The 18,084-nt window shown below is 49.9% G+C and carries 22 protein-coding genes and 1 pseudogene; 9 read left to right on the top strand and 14 right to left on the bottom strand.

All coding sequences use genetic code 11. The features are described 5' to 3' along the window. The first annotated feature begins 93 nt into the window (after window positions 1–93). Together ACP26N_RS07430 and ACP26N_RS07425 are read left to right on the top strand one after the other, a co-directional pair. Window positions 94–279 carry a hypothetical protein gene (locus ACP26N_RS07430; protein WP_290830959.1) on the top strand — a complete coding sequence of 62 codons (186 nt, stop codon included), beginning with the start codon at window positions 94–96 and terminating at the stop codon, window positions 277–279. Between the two features lie 43 nt (window positions 280–322). Beyond that, complete coding sequence (locus tag ACP26N_RS07425; protein WP_426355256.1) at window positions 323–565, top strand: hypothetical protein; 243 nt, start codon at window positions 323–325, stop codon at window positions 563–565. Between the two features lie 72 nt (window positions 566–637). Here ACP26N_RS07425 and ACP26N_RS07420 read toward each other — a convergent pair whose 3' ends face one another. Beyond that, window positions 638–1,873 (bottom strand): MDR family MFS transporter, encoded by a 1,236-nt coding sequence (locus tag ACP26N_RS07420; RefSeq protein WP_426355255.1) that lies wholly within the window; start codon window positions 1,871–1,873, stop codon window positions 638–640. Between the two features lie 102 nt (window positions 1,874–1,975). Between ACP26N_RS07420 and ACP26N_RS07415 the strand changes: the two genes are divergently transcribed. Both ACP26N_RS07415 and ACP26N_RS07410 read left to right on the top strand, forming a co-directional pair. After that, a complete protein-coding gene (locus ACP26N_RS07415) occupies window positions 1,976–3,601 on the top strand; it encodes an ABC transporter substrate-binding protein (RefSeq protein ID WP_426355253.1) in 1,626 nt (541 codons plus the stop codon). 177 nt (window positions 3,602–3,778) lie between these two features. Further along, window positions 3,779–4,933, top strand: a complete 1,155-nt coding sequence (locus ACP26N_RS07410) for a globin domain-containing protein (RefSeq protein ID WP_426355252.1) — start codon at window positions 3,779–3,781, stop codon at window positions 4,931–4,933. Window positions 4,934–5,223: 290 nt separating this feature from the next. Here the strand turns inward: ACP26N_RS07410 and ACP26N_RS07405 are convergent, their stop codons facing one another. Beyond that, window positions 5,224–6,423 (bottom strand): MFS transporter, encoded by a 1,200-nt coding sequence (locus ACP26N_RS07405; RefSeq protein ID WP_426355250.1) that lies wholly within the window; start codon window positions 6,421–6,423, stop codon window positions 5,224–5,226. Between the two features lie 229 nt (window positions 6,424–6,652). Between ACP26N_RS07405 and ACP26N_RS07400 the strand changes: the two genes are divergently transcribed. Then, on the top strand, window positions 6,653–6,949 hold the full coding sequence (locus tag ACP26N_RS07400) for a hypothetical protein (RefSeq protein ID WP_426355249.1): 297 nt from the start codon (window positions 6,653–6,655) through the stop codon (window positions 6,947–6,949). An 80-nt stretch (window positions 6,950–7,029) separates the two neighbouring features. Here ACP26N_RS07400 and ACP26N_RS07395 read toward each other — a convergent pair whose 3' ends face one another. Next, window positions 7,030–7,788: an SDR family NAD(P)-dependent oxidoreductase gene (locus ACP26N_RS07395; protein ID WP_131504056.1), complete on the bottom strand. Its 759-nt coding sequence runs from the start codon at window positions 7,786–7,788 to the stop codon at window positions 7,030–7,032. 83 nt (window positions 7,789–7,871) lie between these two features. Between ACP26N_RS07395 and ACP26N_RS07390 the strand changes: the two genes are divergently transcribed. After that, window positions 7,872–8,252: a MerR family transcriptional regulator gene (locus tag ACP26N_RS07390; protein WP_131504055.1), complete on the top strand. Its 381-nt coding sequence runs from the start codon at window positions 7,872–7,874 to the stop codon at window positions 8,250–8,252. Here the strand turns inward: ACP26N_RS07390 and ACP26N_RS07385 are convergent. Further along, window positions 8,249–9,319 (bottom strand): beta-eliminating lyase-related protein, encoded by a 1,071-nt coding sequence (locus ACP26N_RS07385; protein WP_131504054.1) that lies wholly within the window; start codon window positions 9,317–9,319, stop codon window positions 8,249–8,251. The two genes, ACP26N_RS07390 and ACP26N_RS07385, sit on opposite strands and share 4 nt — an antisense overlap. A 131-nt stretch (window positions 9,320–9,450) precedes the next feature. Here ACP26N_RS07385 and ACP26N_RS07380 point away from each other — a divergent pair, with 131 nt between their 5' ends. Together ACP26N_RS07380 and ACP26N_RS07375 are read left to right on the top strand one after the other, a co-directional pair. After that, window positions 9,451–10,122: a hypothetical protein gene (locus tag ACP26N_RS07380; protein WP_426355247.1), complete on the top strand. Its 672-nt coding sequence runs from the start codon at window positions 9,451–9,453 to the stop codon at window positions 10,120–10,122. Between the two features lie 207 nt (window positions 10,123–10,329). Beyond that, window positions 10,330–10,626, top strand: a complete 297-nt coding sequence (locus tag ACP26N_RS07375) for a hypothetical protein (protein ID WP_114595950.1) — start codon at window positions 10,330–10,332, stop codon at window positions 10,624–10,626. A gap of 79 nt (window positions 10,627–10,705) precedes the next feature. Here ACP26N_RS07375 and ACP26N_RS07370 read toward each other — a convergent pair whose 3' ends face one another. The 5 genes from ACP26N_RS07370 to ACP26N_RS07350 form a co-directional block, all read right to left on the bottom strand. Continuing rightward, window positions 10,706–11,848 (bottom strand): GGDEF domain-containing protein, encoded by a 1,143-nt coding sequence (locus ACP26N_RS07370; protein WP_426355245.1) that lies wholly within the window; start codon window positions 11,846–11,848, stop codon window positions 10,706–10,708. A gap of 165 nt (window positions 11,849–12,013) precedes the next feature. Next, window positions 12,014–12,280, bottom strand: a complete 267-nt coding sequence (locus tag ACP26N_RS07365) for a phage holin (RefSeq protein ID WP_131504051.1) — start codon at window positions 12,278–12,280, stop codon at window positions 12,014–12,016. Continuing rightward, window positions 12,277–12,939, bottom strand: a complete 663-nt coding sequence (locus ACP26N_RS07360; protein ID WP_426355243.1) for a M15 family metallopeptidase — start codon at window positions 12,937–12,939, stop codon at window positions 12,277–12,279. Before ACP26N_RS07360 ends, ACP26N_RS07365 begins: the two co-directional genes overlap by 4 nt. Before the next feature lie 14 nt (window positions 12,940–12,953). Beyond that, complete coding sequence (locus ACP26N_RS07355) at window positions 12,954–13,760, bottom strand: helix-turn-helix domain-containing protein (RefSeq protein ID WP_426355241.1); 807 nt, start codon at window positions 13,758–13,760, stop codon at window positions 12,954–12,956. Window positions 13,761–13,909: 149 nt separating this feature from the next. Then, complete coding sequence (locus ACP26N_RS07350) at window positions 13,910–14,107, bottom strand: hypothetical protein (protein WP_131504048.1); 198 nt, start codon at window positions 14,105–14,107, stop codon at window positions 13,910–13,912. A gap of 127 nt (window positions 14,108–14,234) precedes the next feature. On the opposite strand from ACP26N_RS07350, the gene ACP26N_RS07345 reads away from it, so the two are divergent. After that, window positions 14,235–15,023 (top strand): hypothetical protein, encoded by a 789-nt coding sequence (locus ACP26N_RS07345; RefSeq protein ID WP_131504047.1) that lies wholly within the window; start codon window positions 14,235–14,237, stop codon window positions 15,021–15,023. 19 nt (window positions 15,024–15,042) lie between these two features. Here ACP26N_RS07345 and ACP26N_RS07340 read toward each other — a convergent pair whose 3' ends face one another. From ACP26N_RS07340 to ACP26N_RS07320, 5 genes and pseudogenes are all read right to left on the bottom strand, one after another. Beyond that, window positions 15,043–15,354, bottom strand: a complete 312-nt coding sequence (locus tag ACP26N_RS07340) for a DUF402 domain-containing protein (RefSeq protein WP_370528997.1) — start codon at window positions 15,352–15,354, stop codon at window positions 15,043–15,045. Between the two features lie 79 nt (window positions 15,355–15,433). Then, window positions 15,434–15,571: a hypothetical protein gene (locus ACP26N_RS07335; protein ID WP_426355425.1), complete on the bottom strand. Its 138-nt coding sequence runs from the start codon at window positions 15,569–15,571 to the stop codon at window positions 15,434–15,436. A 96-nt stretch (window positions 15,572–15,667) separates the two neighbouring features. Beyond that, window positions 15,668–16,219, bottom strand: a pseudogene (locus ACP26N_RS07330) (M15 family metallopeptidase); the annotation flags it as partial. Window positions 16,220–16,290: 71 nt separating this feature from the next. Further along, window positions 16,291–17,391 (bottom strand): ATP-binding protein, encoded by a 1,101-nt coding sequence (locus ACP26N_RS07325; protein ID WP_426355240.1) that lies wholly within the window; start codon window positions 17,389–17,391, stop codon window positions 16,291–16,293. Next, window positions 17,384–18,082 (bottom strand): response regulator transcription factor, encoded by a 699-nt coding sequence (locus ACP26N_RS07320; RefSeq protein ID WP_426355238.1) that lies wholly within the window; start codon window positions 18,080–18,082, stop codon window positions 17,384–17,386. The genes ACP26N_RS07325 and ACP26N_RS07320 overlap by 8 nt, the downstream gene beginning before the upstream one ends. Between the last annotated feature and the right edge of the window lie 2 nt (window positions 18,083–18,084).

The following is an 18,084-nucleotide window of genomic DNA, read 5'->3' as shown; positions in this document are numbered from 1 at the left end:
ACGCTGTTATAGGATGTAAACCGCCTTGAAGTCATCGCTTATTTAATTTACAATTATTTGGTAGATCATTCTTGGTAAATGGAGGGTTACTCGATGTCCAGTCTCGGATTATTTCTAATCATTATCTTCTCAATCGCCATCTGGATGACCGTTTCCAAAGAAGCCACAAAGGATTCTGAGGAAATCAGTCGTTCGAAAATGTTGACGTTGCTGACTGCGGGATCGATTTCGACCATCATCCTCGTCATTACACTTGTTCAGTCTTTAAATATCTTCTGACCTTAAAACAGTTGATCACGCTTTAAGAAACGGGGCATATCCTATGAATATGAAATCCTTTCTTCTCAGCTTCATTCTGATTTACCTGTTACTAAGTCTTCCCGCCTTCTTCGGAATCACTTATGTCATCGACTGGGTACCGGAAGCGACGCTCGGTCAGAAATTTAACGGGTATGTCATGGAAGGACTGAAAAACCAGTTTCTGCTGAAAAGCTTATGTGCCGTGATTGCAAGTATCGTCCTGAGTCTTCTGCTGTCTAACCGTAAAGTAGGAAAACGTATGTAATGCCACACGAAGACGTCCCGCTCTGTTGGAGTAGGACGTCTTTTGCTGTATTTCTTCATTAGGGTAGGTCACTCAGGAAGCCTGTTGTTTCTCGACGACTTTTTCTTTCCGGAACAAGCCGAGATAGACCAGTCCGAGTCCGAGACAGACGATCAGTCCGATGTAGACACTCATCATGAACGGCGCAAGGACCGCTCCGAGGATTAGCGTCGACCGCGACAATAAATCGGCTCCGGCGTGGGACGTGCCGGCAAAGGCCGAGTAGGCGCCGCGTTGGTCGGCCGGCATCATGTTGGCTTTTTCCGCGTTCAGTGTCGGTGAATAGAGCAGCTCCCCAATCGTCGCGATGAAAATGAACGTCAGTAACAGCGTCAATGAATTTGCACTCGTCACCGTCGCGTAACCGATGATGTAAAGGGCCAGTCCGCCGACGAGCGCCTGCTTATTTGTAAAGCGGTTGGACAAACGCTGGATGAAGAACGTCAGACAGACGACAAGAATCGTATTTTCGATATTGATCAGACTGAGCATCCGGACACCATTGACACTCAGATCGACGATTGTCACCGTATCAAATTCGTCCGCTAATCGGACGGCGACATAACTGCCCATCGAAAACTCGGCGGCGAGAATACACATCGAACCGAAGACAACCTTGACAAACGGCCTGTCACGCCAGGCAATCTGATAACTTTTCCCGAGATCCCGGAACACATTCCGGAGCGGTTGTTTCTGCCAGACGTGTTTCGACTCGTCGAGCAGGAAATGATAGGCGACCGGCAGTAACAGCGATGTACACGTCAGCAGGCTGAACAAAAATAGCCGGTTGCTGACGTAAAGCCACCCGCCGAGCGCCGTCCCGAGGGCAATCGACAGATTGATCAACCAGTAGTCGATCGCATAAACGGCCCGCCGGTTTTCCGGTGTCGTTGCGTCGATGATGATTGCACTCATCGCCGGCCGTCCGATGTTGCTCGTCACGGTAAATACGGCATAGGCAATCGTAAAGAGCAGCATTTGATTGGCGGCGAGACTGATCGTCATGACTAAAAACATTAATCCGGTCGCCGTCGTCGACAGGACGAGCAGGCGTTTCCGCGGAAAGCGATCCGCGAGGTAACCACCAATCAAGCCGATCAGGAAGCTGATAATCACTGTCCCGATTAAAAAGATCCCGGCAAATACTTTGCTGTACGCCTGAACAAATAACAGGGCCATAAACGGCATGATGGCGAACGAAATCGTCCGGTTGATAAACGATGTGACCAATCTGACTTTAATTGGCCGAGGCATTTCTTTCCATTTCATATTGTCACCTTCCATTCTCTACCTGTATGATAAACAAGACACAGTGACTAAAAAATGGACATTGTCAAGAAAAGATGTCCCCTTTTAGAACGGAGGAATGAGATGGACGCTTATCTGTTCACGTTATGGAAATCCTGCCGGGAAGGATCGTACTCGATTGCCGAACTCGCCGACACGATCCATTTAAGTCCCAAACAAACGAAACGGTATTTGAACCGCTGGCAGGAAGACGGTTGGCTCGACTATACAAGCGGTCGGGGCCGCGGGCATCTGACGGTACTTGTCTGGCTCCGTCATGTCGAACGCGAATATGCGAAACAGATGCTCGAACGGATCGAACGCGAGTCGGTCGATGCCGTGACGGAAGAACTGAGCTGGGACTGGTCACCGGCGCAGACGGGACGCTTCATGCGAAAGCTTGAGCAAAAGTTCGGCTATACACAAGAGTCCTCGGATGCGTTACTGATTCCGCGAAGGCGCCCCTTTTTGACGACCGATCCGCTCGAAGCCGCCGATATCCACAGTGCCCACCTTGTTCAAAACGTCTTCAGTCGGCTGTTCGCAATTGACGCCGACGGTAAACTGCAAGGGGAACTGGCCCACCATTACGCCTGGAACGGCTCTACCTTATCGCTCTATTTACGAAAAGACGTCCGCTTCCATGACGGATCACTCTTAACGAGTAAGGACGTCACGAAAAGTCTCCGCAAACTGGTCGCTTATCCGGCCTATGCCAAGTCATACCGGCACGTCTTACATATTCAGTCGAACGGTCCTTATCAGGTCGATTTGACACTCGATCAACGGCGGCATTCGCTGTTACCGAAACTGGCGACGATTCATACGAGCATCGGCAAGGACAACGTCGGAACAGGACCGTTCCAGCTGACCCGAAACGATCCGAAAAAGACGGTGTTATCTGCCTTCCCGAATTATTACGGCATCCGCGCCCTGCTCGACCGGATTGAGTTCATTCAGATGCCCGATGCCTATGATCCCGTCTACCGGACATCACGGTCGGACTCCGGTGAAACGGATACGATTTCGACCCAGTCCGGTTTCGGCCTCGTCTTTTTGAATCCGCGTCCCGGCGGCCCGTTCGAGCACCCGGAAGCCCGGCACTACCTTCACCGGTTGATTGCCGCGATCCGTCCGTCGATTCAGTCGGTCAGTGAACGGAGTTTTCCGAACGACCGCGGGTTCCTCGAACAGTTCAGCTCTGTCCACCCGCTTCCGGATGGTCCTGCCGTTACGTTTACGCAACCGCTCCGGATAAAATTGACCGACTTTACGGATAAGGTGACCCGCTGGTTATGCGAGACGCTCGATGCGCACGGTATTCCTTATGAGTTTGTACCGGTCGGCTTTAAGGAGAGTATCACCAATTTCCATGCCTTTGAGACGATCGACTTCGCCGTCCATGCGGAAGTATTCGAACGGAACTTACCGGTCGCCTTCCATCAGTTTTTGACGAATGATTTTTCACCGCCTGCGAAGCTGTTTCACCGGATGCCGGACATGGAGACCTGGCTGACCCAATATGATGAAACCCCGTTCGAAGATTGGATAGTTCTGCACCAGGCGGTCGAACGGCATTTGATCGACTCGTCCTACTTTATTCCGTTGTATGATGATACGCGGATCATTCCGTTTCCGATTGAGCTGCAAAATATTACGATTGATTCGTTCGGCTATTTGGACTTCTCAAAACTGTGGATTTCCTCTTGACCTCCGACCTTCCTCGGAGGTTTTTTGTCGGTTGCTTGACGAATTGATGGCATACTTGTGACAAATATCACGTACTATTTTAAATCTAGTATTTCATCTATTGCATTAAAACAAGTCTTGACGGATACTGAAATCGAACCTGATCTGACATCCATTATCCGAAAAGGAAGTGTCTTTATGTTAACGTCATCGACAATCGCCATCATCAAATCAACCGTCCCGGTGCTCGCTGAACACGGTCACAGCATTACACGTGTCTTCTATCAACGACTGTTTGAAAATCATCCGGAAATGAAACATATCTTTAATCAATCGAATCAAAAAAATGACCGCCAGTCGCAAGCTTTAGCGACAGCGGTCTATGCGGCAGCTGCTTACATTGATCAGCTCGAAACGCTCAAACCGACGTTATTGCCGGTCCTCCATAAGCACCGCAGTCTGCAAATCAAACCTTTCATGTATGACATCGTCGGAACGGAACTGATCGGGGCAATCCAGGATGTCCTCGGAGACGCGGCGACACCGGAGATCATCGAAGCCTGGACGATTGGCTACGGGGAAATCGCCAAGCTGTTCATTTCGCTCGAAGCGGAGCTCTATCAGCAGGATGAACAAGCGACTGCCTTTGAAGGCTATCAGCCGTTCGTCATCGAACAGATCACACGACAGTCAAGCGACATCCAATCGTTTACGTTACGTCCGGCTGACGGACGACAGCTCGCACCGTATCAAACCGGTCAATACGTTACGGTCCGCCTCCAGGCACCGGATGGTCTTTGGCAAAACCGTCAGTACAGTTTAACGACGGTCGCAAACGGCACGTCATATACGATCGGTGTCAAACAGGACGGGTCCGTCTCGAACCAAATGCACGGTTTGTCCGTCGGCGACAGCGTGTTGCTCAGCGCGCCGGCCGGTTCGTTCACGTTACCGGACGCGCCTACTCCATTCGTCGGTCTCGCCGGCGGTATCGGTTTGACGCCACTGCTCGCAATGACTGAAGCAGCGCTTGCGGCAGGTCGCGACACGACGTTATACGTTGCCGTCCAGGACGATCTTGACCGGCCGTTCGCCGAACAATTGGCACGATTTGAAGAACAAGGCGCAACAATCCTCCGTTTTGCAGAACGAAATGCGTTGCCGGGCACGACACCGGGACGCTTGTCGATTGACGACGTAACGCAGATCAACCGGACAGCGGACGCATTCGTCTGCGGACCGGAAGCGATGATCCAGTTCGTCCGCCGCCACTGGAGCGGTCAGCCGGACAATCTGCATTTTGAAGTCTTCGGACCAAGTCTCGCGCTCGAAGCACCGACTGCCGTTTCGTAACTTTCCTTTAGTCTAGTCAGAAAAAAACGACGCTGCCCGTTCCTGCGGGCAGCGTCGTTTACTTTTAGCGCGGTTCCGTTCGAACCGGTTGTATGTACAGGCTTACTTTTCGAGCTCCGGTGTAATCCGGCGCCACAAAACATTCAACATGACCGTCATTCCACCAATTGGAATCAAAAACATCAAGGCAAGCATCGTCATTCCATCCATCCTGCACATTCTCCTCTGTAAGCGTTTTTTTAAGTATAACGCGTCCGCTTTCTGTCGCCCTCAGCCTGAAGACCGATTTGTTATCCGACCTCATCCTGTCGCACTTCCGTCGCCGGTGTTTTACGCTGAAGACGAAGGAGCAGCAAGACGAGCAGACCGGTTCCGGAAAAGAACAGAAACACGGTGTCGATCGCAAATACGGTCGTCAAATACGCGGATAATCCGAAAAACAGCGCCGAACTGAAGGTCGAAGCGGCGACCATCGCCGAACGGATCCGTCCGAGTAAGGCATCCGGTGTCGTCTGCTGCAGTAACGTCGAGAACGGGATTCCGAACAGACTGAGCGCCATCCCGAGCAATAACATGCCGCTGAACGCAAACGGCAACGTCGTCGTCAGTCCGATCAGCAACGTGAATCCTCCCTGTAACGCCATCGACAGGTAAAACATCTGCATCAGGTCGAGCCGGTCCGCAAGTTTGGCATAGATGAGCGACATGCCGATTCCGCCGATGACAAGTGCCAGTTCGAGCAGCGAAAACGTATTCGCCCCGCCCTGGATGACGTCTTTCGCAAACGGCGCGAGTAACGCGTTGACCGGTGTAATCATCCAGTTCGCGAGAATCCCGAAGACTAAAATCCGGATTAAGCGGGTGTCACGGGTGAGATACGTCAACCCTTCCCGTAAATCCACCCAATAGGTCAGTTTCGGTTTGTCCGCCGCTTCCTCCCCGGACCGTAACGGGAACAACAGGAACCAGGCAAGCAGGTGCAAAACAGCCTCCATCCCTAAAATCACTGTAATTGAAAATCCGGTGATCAACAGCCCACCTGCCAGTAAGCCGGCAAGCGTTCCGACCCGGTCGAGCGTACTCAAGTAAGCATTAGCGACCGGCAGCTGTTCGGACGCGACAATCCGGGTGACGACTTTAAACGCGGTATTGCCGCCGATGACTTGCAGGAACGTCTGGACGGCGAGCAAAGACAATAACGGCACAAGCTGGGCATCCGTCTGCGTCAGGATATACCAGACGGCAACAAGCAGGAAGCAACGGATCAGGACGGTCGCTTTCAGCAGGCGGACCGGTTCAATCCGATCAATCCACGGTCCGACCAGACTCGAACTGATGAAACGAATCACAAACACGGCGGCGATCACTAACGAGACGGCTGCCGGCGACAACAGCTGGGCACACGTCCAGTAAATCGCAATATAGGAGATACTGGCGCCAACGACAGCAATCAGGTCGGACACATAAAAATAACGAAACAGCCGGTTCATGCCAACGTCTCCTCTCCAGACGGATTTCACCGTCATTTTCTCTCTTCTCAGTTTACACTTTTTTACATAATCCAGACAGAAATCTTTCCATATTTTACAGTCTTACATGTTCCCGACATCTGTTCGTCATATTTAGTTCATCTTGTTATCGACTTCTAATCGGACTGTAACGAAGATTTCGTCGTCAGTCCTCTATACTGAAAGCAGAAGGAAGTGAAGAGCCATGAGAATGCATACACGAACAGTTACCCAGCACGAATCGACGGATCATCCATCGGAAGAACGGCTCGGCTATTACTTTTTATTGATCGTCTTGCCGCTAGGTCTGGCGCATCTCGCCCAGTCGCTCATTCCGTCAGTCGATTCCCATCAATCGTTTTTATTGTCCACGCTTACGATTTGCGCGATCAGTCTGTTTTCGATTCTCGGAAGCCGGACGGATGGCAGCCCTAAAACTACATTCTTCAGCTACGCGCTGTTTTTAGTCGTCAGCTTAACGTCGACGTTTGTCATGCCGCTGATTTGAGATGAACTACATATACGTTTCATCCGCTTCAGACAAAAAAAGCCAGTTTCCGCTATCCGGAAACTGGCTTTTTGTCGAATTTAGTTGTTTGCACCGACATACGTAAAGAGTGGTCCGCGCAGTTCAAACGAATAATCTTCCGCATTGACGATGCCGACGATTTGGTCACTGTCGAGCAGTTGGTCGAGGAATGTCGCCATTTCCGCCGCCGTATGATATTTGGCGACGTTTTTGCTGTAATCAAATCCTTGTTCCCCGCGTGACCGGTCGGCGAATTCCGTTTCCGTCGCAGCCGGTGCCAGGACTTTCGCCCGCAGTTTCGCGCCGGCATTTTTCAGTTCCTGTGCGAGTCCTTCCGTATAGGCGCTGACATAAAACTTCGTCGCGCAATACGTAACCGCGTTCGGAACGATCCGGTAGCCGCCTCCGGACGAGACGTTGAGGACCGTCGCTCCTTCGACGTCATGATAATCATGGACATAACGGCTCGTTAAGACGGTCAGTGCTTCGATGTTCAGTCGGAGCATCTTTTCTACTTTCGGGACTGACACATCCTTGACGTTGTCGAAATCACCGAACCCGGCATTGTTGATCCACGTCTCGATGTCGAGGTCTTGTAAGGAATCATACAGTTCATGGACATTCGCCGATTCCGTCAAATCAACGGAACGGAGAATGACGTCACTGTCCGGTGCCAGGGCTTTGACTTCGTCGCGTAATTTTTCCAGTTCATCCGTCCGGCGGGCAACGAGGACCAATGACTTCCCTTTTTGTGCGAGTACTTTCGCTGTTTCGTATCCGATGCCTGAGCTGGCTCCTGTAATGACCGTGTATTTCATCTGTAATTCCCCATTTCTGTTTGGTATAGTAAAAGTCTACAAGTTAGAGTGAACTCTAAGTCAAGCAAGAAAGGTCTGACACGATGTATACGATTTCAGAAATCAGCCAACTGACCGAAACGACGGCCTATACAATCCGCTATTACGAAAAAGAAGGATTGTTGTTCCCGACCCGGACCGCAAGCGGAGTCCGACGTTATGATGAAGCCCAGCTGGCCTGGCTCCGTTTTGTCCTCCGCCTCCGGGCGACACATATGCCGATCGATCAGATTCGGGAATATGTCGAACTGTTTCTCGCCTCATCCGAAACGCACGACACGTCGCTTGAGCGGCTGCGTCTGCTCGAAGTACACCAGCAAAACGTCCGAAATCAGCTCGCGGAACTCATCCGGACGGAACAGATGATTACGGAAAAAATCGCCGTTTACCAACAACTCCATCCGACGGTCAAAGAACCACTTTAAGAAAAGGCTTGCCGAAGCCGGGTAAATCCGGTTTCGAGTGTTTCCGGATCCAGCTCCCCGTAAGCATCACCGACACTGATTTCTGTTGAACAATTCCCGTCTTTGTCGACGAGATAACCCACGAAGCCGAGTCCCGTTTCTTCCTGAACCTGTTCCAGTTTCGGGGATACGTCCGCCGCCTGACCTTCAAAGTGCAGGTGGAACATGTTCGAGACCGGGACTTCCGGTGTCGTATGCACACCCGGCAACGCATTGAACCGTTCCGCCAGTTGTTTCGCATCCGCATAGTACTGCCCCATCCGGTCCTTTCGCAATTCATAATAATAATCGGCCGAAACGATATACGGATACAAGCTGATCAAGTCCCCGCCATACCGCCGTTTCCAGATCCGGGCCGTCTTACAAAACGCTGCCGGTCCTGCAAGAATCGCCCCGGCAATTCCGCCGAGTCCTTTATAAAATGAAATGTAGACACTGTCGAACAGACCGGCGATGTCAGCTGCCGTCTTCTCGTAATACGGCATTATTTCAAACAGACGGGCGCCGTCAAGATGCAGACGGATTCCCTGTTCCCGGCAATACCGGCTGATCGCTTCCAGTTCACTGAAGGCCGGAGCGACCCCGCCGATTTCCCGTTGCGGTAATTCGAGCAACAGACAGGCAATCTCCGGCAACGCTTTGATTTCCTCGAGTGTCATCAACCGGTCGGCTTCTCCGACAAGAATCGTTTTAATCGGATGCAGTTCCTTTAATCCGTCCTGCTCATGAATTTCGAGATGACAGAGCGGATGATAGGCGACGATCCGATTATCCGTCTCATCCGACCAAATCCGTAAGGCCACCTGTTGCGCCATCGTACCGCTCGGGAAAAAGACGGCGTCCTCCATCCCGAGTACATCGGCAAACTTTTCTTCGAACGGTTGGATGATGGATCCCGTCCCGTATTGATCACTTGCCGTCTCGTCCGCGGTTTCTTCAAATGCTGTTTTTAACACGCCGACATTCCGTTTCCCGTGCCCGCTGATTTGTCCCGTTGCTTGTTGAAAACTGGTGCGTAAGCGATTCATCTGGTAACCTCCATTTTTTTAGGAAATAATGACTAATTTTTGAAAAAATCAGAACGTTTTCCTGTCTTATTTGCTATACTCAGTTCAGACTTGTTTATCAACCGTTTTGACGGTATCAAAGAGGTGGTCTCATGCAAACTTCGTTCCGATTAAAAATCGGTTTGTTTCTTTCCGGCGTTTTACTGGCCGTGTTCGCGATCCAGTCCGTTGTTCCTCGTTTTCTGACGTCGTTCGTTTCTCTTTTCGACAGTCGGACGACCAGCTCCTGTACGACACGCTGTGGCGACACGCATAATCTTCCGCTTCCGTCCGATCCACTCGTCGTTAACTTTGACCCGATTGCCGAGACCGTCGCAACAGAGCCAGACCCGCTATTTTTACGAACAGGTTTCGATTCTCCAGTCGTCGCACCACCGTATCCGTTCATCTTCATTTTCCTGATGGTTGCATCCATCCTGTTGCTCGTCTATTACATCAAAGTCATCCGACCGACCCGCTTCCAACCGCTGCTGTTAACGCAAAGTCGCGTCGAGGTGCTTTATTATCCACACCATGAATTACCGGCAGAAGATATTCGCCAACATATGCTGCTGTTTAACCGCCGGCTTCCGCAATCGATGCAACGGCGCGAGCAGGAGACGATGACCGAGTGGTTCGCACGGATCAAGTTTCCATCGCCGGTCAATCCCCATTACTTAGAAGTCCGTTATGGCGGACACGTCTCGATTCCGGTCCACCAGTTAACCTTTTTTAAGCAAACGACCGAAGACTTTTTGCGTCATGTCGGCTCGACGATCATTTGATCCAGCAGCGCCTGATTCCAGACCAGGCACTGCTGAATCAGGTGATTTTTTTGTGTTCGTTAAAAGATTCCCTAATTCATCAGTATTCGGTCCATTTCCGGACAGAAACTGATATTTTTCAAAAAAATTGGGTATTATAGACTATATAGTTAACTAACAGCTTATAATTTTTTGAACTGTTTTTGAAAGAGAGCGAGGCGAAACGAGATGATTACAGCACAAGAAGCGTACTTCATAAAAAATGGTCTGAACGAACAGTTTGAAGACCCTCGAATCGACTGCGACTTTTCCATTTTCTCGCTCGAACCGTTTCAACTCTTGTTACATGTACATGATGACGAGGTCGATGAATTGAGTACGGAAACGAGGTATGTCCTAAGTCGAAAGATTCGGTCTCAGCTGCATCAATTAGACGCGAAAGTCGGCGGTACACCCGTCAAGACGGTGTTCGTCATTTCTGCGCCATTGATTTCCGACCGTTCCTATTGTGTGATTTTGCAATGATCCGTAAGACCAACTATGGATTAAAAAAGCTCTGATCCCATTTTCGAATGGAATCAGAGCTTTTTCGTTGGAGAAACGTTCAACTCGCTTCATGGCTTGAAATTTGATTGCGTCCGCTTGACTTCGCCCGGTACAGGGCTTGGTCGGCCAGGACGATCAAGTCGCCTTCCGTCAACGTCTCGCTCGGCCGGACGACGGCAAGTCCGATACTGACACTGAGCTGGCAAAGCGGTTCGTACGCACTGTGTTCAATCTTCAACCGGAGGATTTCACTGCGGATCCGTTCGGCGACATGCGTAATCTGCTCGACATGCTCCGTCAAGATGACGGCAAATTCTTCTCCTCCGTACCGCGAGACCAGTCCAAACTCACCCGCCTGTTTTTTTAATGTAGCGGCGACTTTCTGCAGACACCAGTCGCCTTTCAGGTGACCGTACGTATCGTTGTACAGTTTGAACTCGTCGACATCAATCAAAATCAAGCCGACGTCTATCTGCTGTTCCCGGGCGGTCGTAAAGCATGCTTCCAAATGCTCATCGAACGCGCGCCGGTTGGGAATCGAGGTTAAGGCATCATGTAACGAGCGTTGGATCAACGCCTGTTGACTCCGCTCGAGGCGGAACGTCTGCAGGAAGGCCATCAACAGCAGGACAGCGACACTGACGACGATGACGATGACCCACTTGGCAGACGCCGACGCCTGTTTGGAACGGTCCGTCGCTTCCTGGATGATTTTATCGATGTCCTGATTGATTTTTGCATTGATCGGCCGGAACTGATTGATATAGTCCATGCCGCTGTAACGTTTCAGTGTCGCCCGTTCGATTTGATTGCTTTGGATCCATTGAATCTGCTGTTCATAAAAACCGTCCGTTCGTAAAATCAGTGGAATCGCCTCATCTGCCAGCAATTGCTTGAGAATCGGATGGCGTTGATCGAGCATCTTCAATGTGACAATCGTCTCTTTCAGTTCGGCATTCGTATTTTTGAATTGCTGGAACGTCTGATCATTTTGGTCAAGCAAATAACTGCGCACTGTCAACTCCTGATCGAGCAGCAATGGGAACAGTTGCGAAGCAGCATTCGAAATCGGGATCGCTTCCATCATAATTCGATTGTTTTCTTGTTCAACTTTCAGGAAAGCATTGTAACTCCAGATACTTGTAAACATCAATGAAAACAATGCGAGTAACAGGTAAAATTGTAACGTCGATAATTTCAAGTTCAGTCTGACCTCTTTCTTTTCCGTCGGCAGCAACTGAGGAATGCTGGCGATACGGGACGCTACCTTATTATCGGTATCTTGGGATCAAACCATTAGCGCTCTACTCGAAATATTGCCCGTTGCCTGCACATTTCAAACAAATTACCAGTTCAGGTTGCACATTCATCCTGGTTTTTCCTGTCCGTCTCGCTGGACATGATTTTTCCATTCCGTTAAAACGACTTGCGCATGTTGCGCCGCCTCGGTCATATTGTTATTTTTCCACCACGCATACATCAGACCGCCTGCTCCGAGGAGCGCCGTCAGAGCGGTTTCGATTTGATTCGTCTCAAACGGCAGAGGTGTATAGCCGAGTGCAAGTAACGTCAGATTCACGAAACTGTAAAGCGGCACGATCAGTCGGATCAGGGCAATTGAACGTTCCTTCATCGTCGGAATCCAAACAGATGGCGCCACGTGACCGGACCGATGACACCGTCTGCCGTTAACCGGTGCTGCCGTTGAAACTGTTCGATGAGTTGCGTTAATTTCCGATCAAATTGTCCGGTCAACGGCAACCGGAGCCGTTTTTGAATCAGCCGGATCAGCGTCCGGTCCATCCGCTTTGCTCCTGCATATAGCGGTTGACCGGGATAACGCGGTCCGAGTAACGGTTTCGCTTGACCGTTAACGGCGTCATACAATTGAAAATGCGGATAATCGGGAAAATTGCCCCAGTCACCGCCCCACTGCATCTGATAACGTTTCATCGCGGCGACGAGCCGTTTCAGCCGCGGATCGGGCGGTGCGAGAAACTCCGCCCGTTTGCCGCCGTCCGCATAGACAAACAGATCAACGGCCACACCCAAGTTATGGTTTGATTTTCCCCCTTTCGCATAAGTGACGATTTTTCCCGGACGGGTCCGGCCAATGGCATACAAGGCATCCTGTTCCTGTTTTGTCCGGTAGGCTTGTGCAATACCGATCGGCAGTCCTTCTGCCGCCAGTTCCGTAATGACGGCGCGGGTAATCGCGACGACGTCCGGATCCATTTCGCTTGTCAGTTTTCGGTTCGCTTGTACGAGTAGCCAGTCAAGTGATGGTGTCATAAAGTCCTCCTTGATCAGATAAGTTCTGCGAGCAGTAATGCCAGTTCCCCTTGGTCGGGAACGGTTTGTTCAAGCCGTTGTTTTTGCTCCGCTTCTGCCTGCTGCTGTTGCCGGCGTTCCCTTTCGACCCAGTCCGGCAACCGACCGCGGTCTGTCTGGCGGGATGTTCGCTTCCGGGAAGATGCACGGCGGTGTTGTTCATGACGGTCAATCTGTTCCTGCGTCAATAAATTCCGCTGTTTCAGACTGTCGATGATGACCTTGATGTAGTTAAAGTTGCGGATGTTCGCCGCCGATGCCTGTTCGATCGCATGGTGCAGGACAACCGAACTCGTTTCCTTTAACAAACGCTCAAGTTGCCTGCCAATCGACGGGGTGACACGACCGATTTCCCTCTCAAAATGAGTGATGATTTCCTTGACTCCGGGTGATGATGGTTCTTTTTTTAAAGACGGTTTTTTAACCCCTTTTTCTTTGGAGGCGTCAGATGTCTCCCCGGAAGTCGTCTCATGACTAGGAACCTGTCCGGAAGCACCCGGAGACCCCGCCCGGATCCGGTAGCCGTTTGACGTTTGTCCGCCGTGCCGGTCAAACCGTTCGATCTTTTCAATCCATCCTTTTTCGACGAGTGTCTGGAGACAGTTTTTGACGGTCGTCTTGCCGCACGGAACGGCGTCCGCGAGCGTCTGATGCGACGGGAACGCGAGTCCGTCCCGTCCGGCATAACTTTGCAGCAGCAGATAGACCATTTTTTCATGGACGGAGGAAAAAGCAGATCCGTCGCGTAACAATTGATGCTCGACACGTAAGTAAGGTTGCATAAATTTGTCCCCCTTTAGATTCAGGAGGAATTTCCTCCTTTCTATCAAGAAATAACAGGACGAATCACTTGGTTGTTCGGATTTTTTTAGACAACAAACAGGCACGACTTGATCGGAAGCGACTGTTCCGAAAAAATCGTGCCTTACGGTTAGAGGAATCTGAAATACAAATACGGCAGTACACCGGCGAGCAGGATGCTGAAGACGACCATACCCAGGATGACGAAGATTGCTTTTGAGATTGATAGCTGTTGTTTTCGATAAGACAACATGACAGCTTTGACAATCGTCCAGATCATTAATCCACTCAAGAGACATGAGCCTATCAGGAGAATCAGCACTTCCATATCAATCACCCTTTCCTGTTCTAAGTAATTATTTTATCTTGAATTAGACGATTTTTCCTTGACGGACCGCTTAAGCTTGCTAGACTGAACAAGAGAACGCTTACACCATATAAAAGGAGTTTTTCTAATGTCACGCCAACAGACCCTGCTCACACGTCTCGACCAGATTGGCCAACAGCTGGAACAAACAAATGACGCCTGGTTATTGCTCGGACTCGGTTCCGTCGGTCGGGAGCTGGAACGGCTTGATGCCTATTCCGACCTCGATTTTTTCGTCATTACGAAACCGGGTCAAAAACAACGGTTCCTCGACCGGCTCGACTGGCTGGAATCCGTTCATCCGCTCAGCTTTATCTTTCAAAATACCGTCGACGGGTTTAAGTTATTGTTCGCGGACGGGATCTACGGGGAGTGTGCGATTTTCGAACTCGATGAGATGCCGGACATCGCTTTTTCCCCGGGACGGATTGTCTGGCAGGATCCAACATTTCCGGGCGTCGACTTGACGGTTTCAAAACAATCACCTCCACCGATCCGGCGCGATACACTCGACTTTGCACTGAACGAAGCCTTGACGAATCTCTATGTTGGACTGTGCCGCTATGCCCGCGGCGAACGGTTGTCCGGTCTCCAGCTGGTCGAACAGCATGCTTTTTCAAACTTGTTGTCGATTCTGCATTTAATCGAGCCGGAAGTCGTCTATTATCCCGACGCCTACGGCAATGAACGCCGGGCCGAGCAACGGTTCCCCCAGGCGCAGGAACGGTTCACCGATGTCCTGCAAGGATACGCCCGCGTCCCGGAATCGGCGCTTGCACTGCTTGACTGGCTCGAACAGATTCTGCCGGTCAATTCCTCGATGGCTGCTGAAATTCGGCGGCTGGCTGCGGAGTGTCAAACGAAACACCCTAATTGAAAGCAGACTCAGAGCCGTTTTAAGGAAGTGGAGTTGTCTTACTGTCGTGCCGTACTCGATTCAGCCAACTTTCCAAAAACCCGTCAAACGGAAAGACCTGTCGTTGAATCTTGTCTTGCAGCCGGCGTAACGTCCGTTCCGCTACTTCGATGACGTCAACCGCATAGTGATATGTCAGTTGATTTTCTAAAAACTCTTCTTCGTCGACGACCGTCCACTGACCGGTTGTATCCCGGATGAGATCCAGGTCAAGATCAACGAACCGGAGACCGGACGTTGTCCGTAGACCAGCACATGCTGATTGGTTTCCTGTAACAAAGTCGTTTCCCAGTTGCAGTGAAGCGACCCGTCATATTTCACGGCTTGGACTTGAATATTTGAATGAATAGACGAATGAATTTGGTTCCTCCTCAGTCTTTTTTCAAGCGGGACGTGACGATAAAACCGTGTTCATTCGTACCGGACACTTGAAAATGCGGTGTATCCGGAATACGGATTGACCGCATTTTCGTGTATTGAACAAAATATGTTTGATTTCCTATTTTCATCTTGTACGCGTTCTCTTGTTCGAAATAGCGTATGTATTCCTTCAGCACCAAATCTTCCTCGTACATCTTGCTGCTGTGCGGTAAGCCGACATAACGAATATGCCACGGTTCAAACGAAATTCCCGTTACTGCTTCCTTTCCTTTTGGATACCGGATGATAAAACCGAACTTATGGGCATTTTTCGCAAGCTATCTGCCTTCTTTGGATTGACTCATCTTCCCGCTTGTCGAACCGAGATCGACCGACAGACCCGTTTGGTGCTCGCTGTGACCAGCAGGCAACGCAAAGTCCGCACCATATTCTTCATACAGCCGCTGTTGCAGCTTCCCGCTTCGGTAGGCACTATTGATTTGAAAATGTCTGACTCCCACTTTTTCCGCACGACGTATCATCTGTCGTAAAGCTGTCCCGACATGCTGTTGTACTAATAAACCCGCTTCGATATGTGTCTCCGTTGCCGCCTTCGGGATTTTGCCAAGATTGCGCGGATCTTCCTGAATCTCCGTTTGTTTATTGATCAATACTAAATCTCCTTGATACAACGATGCATCCTTCAATGAAATTTTGTTCGTCAAAGCCGGTGTTCGTGTCAGATAAAATTGAAATAGAATAAGTACAATCAAAAGCACGCCGATTAGTTTTTTCATGTTAAACCCTCTCCTTTTCTTCATTACAGACAGCATAAAGAAAAGGGTTTAAATGAAAGTCGGGAAAATTCTTAAGAATTTCTTAAATCAGCCGGAAAAACGATTTCAAATCGAATCTGTCCTGCGCTTTGCTGTAAGTCAATCGTCCCTTCATGTCTTTCGACAATCGTCTTTGCTATGAACAGGCCAAGACCGGTTTGTTTCGTCGGTATGTTCCGGACTTGATCGACTGTATAAAACATATCAAACAGGTACGGCACATCCGCCGCTTGAATCGTCGGACCGGCATTCGTGATCTGAATCACGATTTCCGCGCCGCGGCGGAATGCACTGATGTCAATCGGATAATCTAGATTGCCGTAACGTATCGCGTTATTAAGCAAATTCTCAAACACCCGGGCCAGTTCTTTTCCGTTTCCCGTCATGTTCAAGGACGGACTAATCTGCTGATTCAGACGGGCGTTGACACGGCTGATCAACGGATACATTTCATCCAGGAGTTGGAGCAGGAGATGATACAAATCGACCTCTGTCTGTTCCGTTGTCTTCAGTGATAAATCAAGTTTTGAGATATCAAACAAGGTTTCAAGGAGTTGTTCGAGATCCCGGGATTTTTTATAGGCGATTTTTATGTAGACAGCCCGTTCTTCCGGGGTTGTCGTCGGTTGATTCAGTAAATCCAAATATCCGGTCACCGATGTCAACGGCGTCCGTAAGTCATGGGCCAAATTGGCAATCAGCGTTTCTTTACTGCGTTGCGCCAACGTCTCTGCCTGAATGGCCGTCCGTAAGCCTGAGCTTGCCGCATTCAAGTCGTTTGCGATTTGGCGGAACTCATCTTTCGATGCAATCTCGATACGATGTGAAAAATCACCCGCTGCCAACTGACGAATACCGCTTGAAATGTCCTCAAAATATTTGGTATATGTCCGCGTCAGCAGATAAAAGATGAGAATCGAAAATGGAATGTACAGCGCTAAAAAGACATAGATGTCACCGACTTCGCGCATCCAAAACCGGTATCGCATATACGTGTCCCCGTAAAAGACGTGATGATGGTAATAATATTGTAGCGCCTTATAGATTGCGAATGTGATGACCGCAGCCATCAACAGACTTTTGATAAACAGATAGATGATTCTGGTCCGGAAGCCATTGATGAACTTACGCATAGACTTTATACCCGACGCCCCAAACGGTCTCGATCAACCGTTTGGTCTTATTGGTGTCGGAAATCTTTTTCCTTAATGTCCGAATGTGGACCATGACCGTGTTGGCCCCGTCAAAGTAATCTTCCTTCCAAACCCGCTCAAAGATTTTTTCCGTACTGAAGACCTGATTCGGAGAACCGGCAAGCAACCAAAAAATATCAAATTCCTTTGGCGTCAAATTGACAGGCTGTTCATTAACAAGGACTTTCCTTTGGTCGGCATCGAGAATCACGTTTTGCAGTCGAATCAAATTACTCTCAAATGGTTTCGACTGTCCCGTCCATTGAAAGGCACGCCGTAACTGGGCGTTGACCCGGGCGACCAGTTCAAGCGGATTAAAAGGTTTCGTCATATAATCATCTGCTCCGATCACAAGCCCGCTGATTTTATCAAAATCCGACTGTTTGGCGCTTAAAAAGATGACCGGCGTCTGATCGATTTGCCGGATTTGTGTCAAGACTTCGTGCCCGTTCATGTTCGGCATCATAATGTCCAGGATGACGAGATCAACCGGATGTTGCCGGAAGCGTTCTAGACCTGACGTACCGTCATAGGCGAGCAATGTCTGAAATCCTTCGTTTCGTAAATGAATCGAGACGAGTTCGGCAATTTCGACCTCGTCTTCGATGATGAGAATCGTTCGTATTGGCATAA

Origin of the sequence: Exiguobacterium sp. R-39 (assembly GCF_049942815.1) — a bacterium.
Taxonomy (GTDB): Bacteria; Bacillota; Bacilli; order Exiguobacteriales; family Exiguobacteriaceae; genus Exiguobacterium_A.
Note: the sequence above shows the minus strand (reverse complement) of the source record. Positions and strands in the feature narration are given on the sequence as shown.

Coding starts and splice junctions, on each gene's coding strand:
- ACP26N_RS07395 (WP_131504056.1), bottom strand. CDS start 7,788: ATGAAATACACGGTCATTACAGGAGCCAGCTCAGGCATCGGATACGAA.
- ACP26N_RS07405 (WP_426355250.1), bottom strand. CDS start 6,423: ATGAACCGGCTGTTTCGTTATTTTTATGTGTCCGACCTGATTGCTGTC.
- ACP26N_RS07410 (WP_426355252.1), top strand. CDS start 3,779: ATGTTAACGTCATCGACAATCGCCATCATCAAATCAACCGTCCCGGTG.
- ACP26N_RS07345 (WP_131504047.1), top strand. CDS start 14,235: ATGTCACGCCAACAGACCCTGCTCACACGTCTCGACCAGATTGGCCAA.
- ACP26N_RS07355 (WP_426355241.1), bottom strand. CDS start 13,760: ATGCAACCTTACTTACGTGTCGAGCATCAATTGTTACGCGACGGATCT.
- ACP26N_RS07320 (WP_426355238.1), bottom strand. CDS start 18,082: ATGCCAATACGAACGATTCTCATCATCGAAGACGAGGTCGAAATTGCC.
- ACP26N_RS07425 (WP_426355256.1), top strand. CDS start 323: ATGAATATGAAATCCTTTCTTCTCAGCTTCATTCTGATTTACCTGTTA.
- ACP26N_RS07335 (WP_426355425.1), bottom strand. CDS start 15,571: ATGAAAATAGGAAATCAAACATATTTTGTTCAATACACGAAAATGCGG.
- ACP26N_RS07430 (WP_290830959.1), top strand. CDS start 94: ATGTCCAGTCTCGGATTATTTCTAATCATTATCTTCTCAATCGCCATC.
- ACP26N_RS07390 (WP_131504055.1), top strand. CDS start 7,872: ATGTATACGATTTCAGAAATCAGCCAACTGACCGAAACGACGGCCTAT.
- ACP26N_RS07420 (WP_426355255.1), bottom strand. CDS start 1,873: ATGAAATGGAAAGAAATGCCTCGGCCAATTAAAGTCAGATTGGTCACA.
- ACP26N_RS07375 (WP_114595950.1), top strand. CDS start 10,330: ATGATTACAGCACAAGAAGCGTACTTCATAAAAAATGGTCTGAACGAA.
- ACP26N_RS07415 (WP_426355253.1), top strand. CDS start 1,976: ATGGACGCTTATCTGTTCACGTTATGGAAATCCTGCCGGGAAGGATCG.
- ACP26N_RS07360 (WP_426355243.1), bottom strand. CDS start 12,939: ATGACACCATCACTTGACTGGCTACTCGTACAAGCGAACCGAAAACTG.
- ACP26N_RS07400 (WP_426355249.1), top strand. CDS start 6,653: ATGCATACACGAACAGTTACCCAGCACGAATCGACGGATCATCCATCG.
- ACP26N_RS07365 (WP_131504051.1), bottom strand. CDS start 12,280: ATGAAGGAACGTTCAATTGCCCTGATCCGACTGATCGTGCCGCTTTAC.
- ACP26N_RS07380 (WP_426355247.1), top strand. CDS start 9,451: ATGCAAACTTCGTTCCGATTAAAAATCGGTTTGTTTCTTTCCGGCGTT.
- ACP26N_RS07325 (WP_426355240.1), bottom strand. CDS start 17,391: ATGCGTAAGTTCATCAATGGCTTCCGGACCAGAATCATCTATCTGTTT.
- ACP26N_RS07350 (WP_131504048.1), bottom strand. CDS start 14,107: ATGGAAGTGCTGATTCTCCTGATAGGCTCATGTCTCTTGAGTGGATTA.
- ACP26N_RS07385 (WP_131504054.1), bottom strand. CDS start 9,319: ATGAATCGCTTACGCACCAGTTTTCAACAAGCAACGGGACAAATCAGC.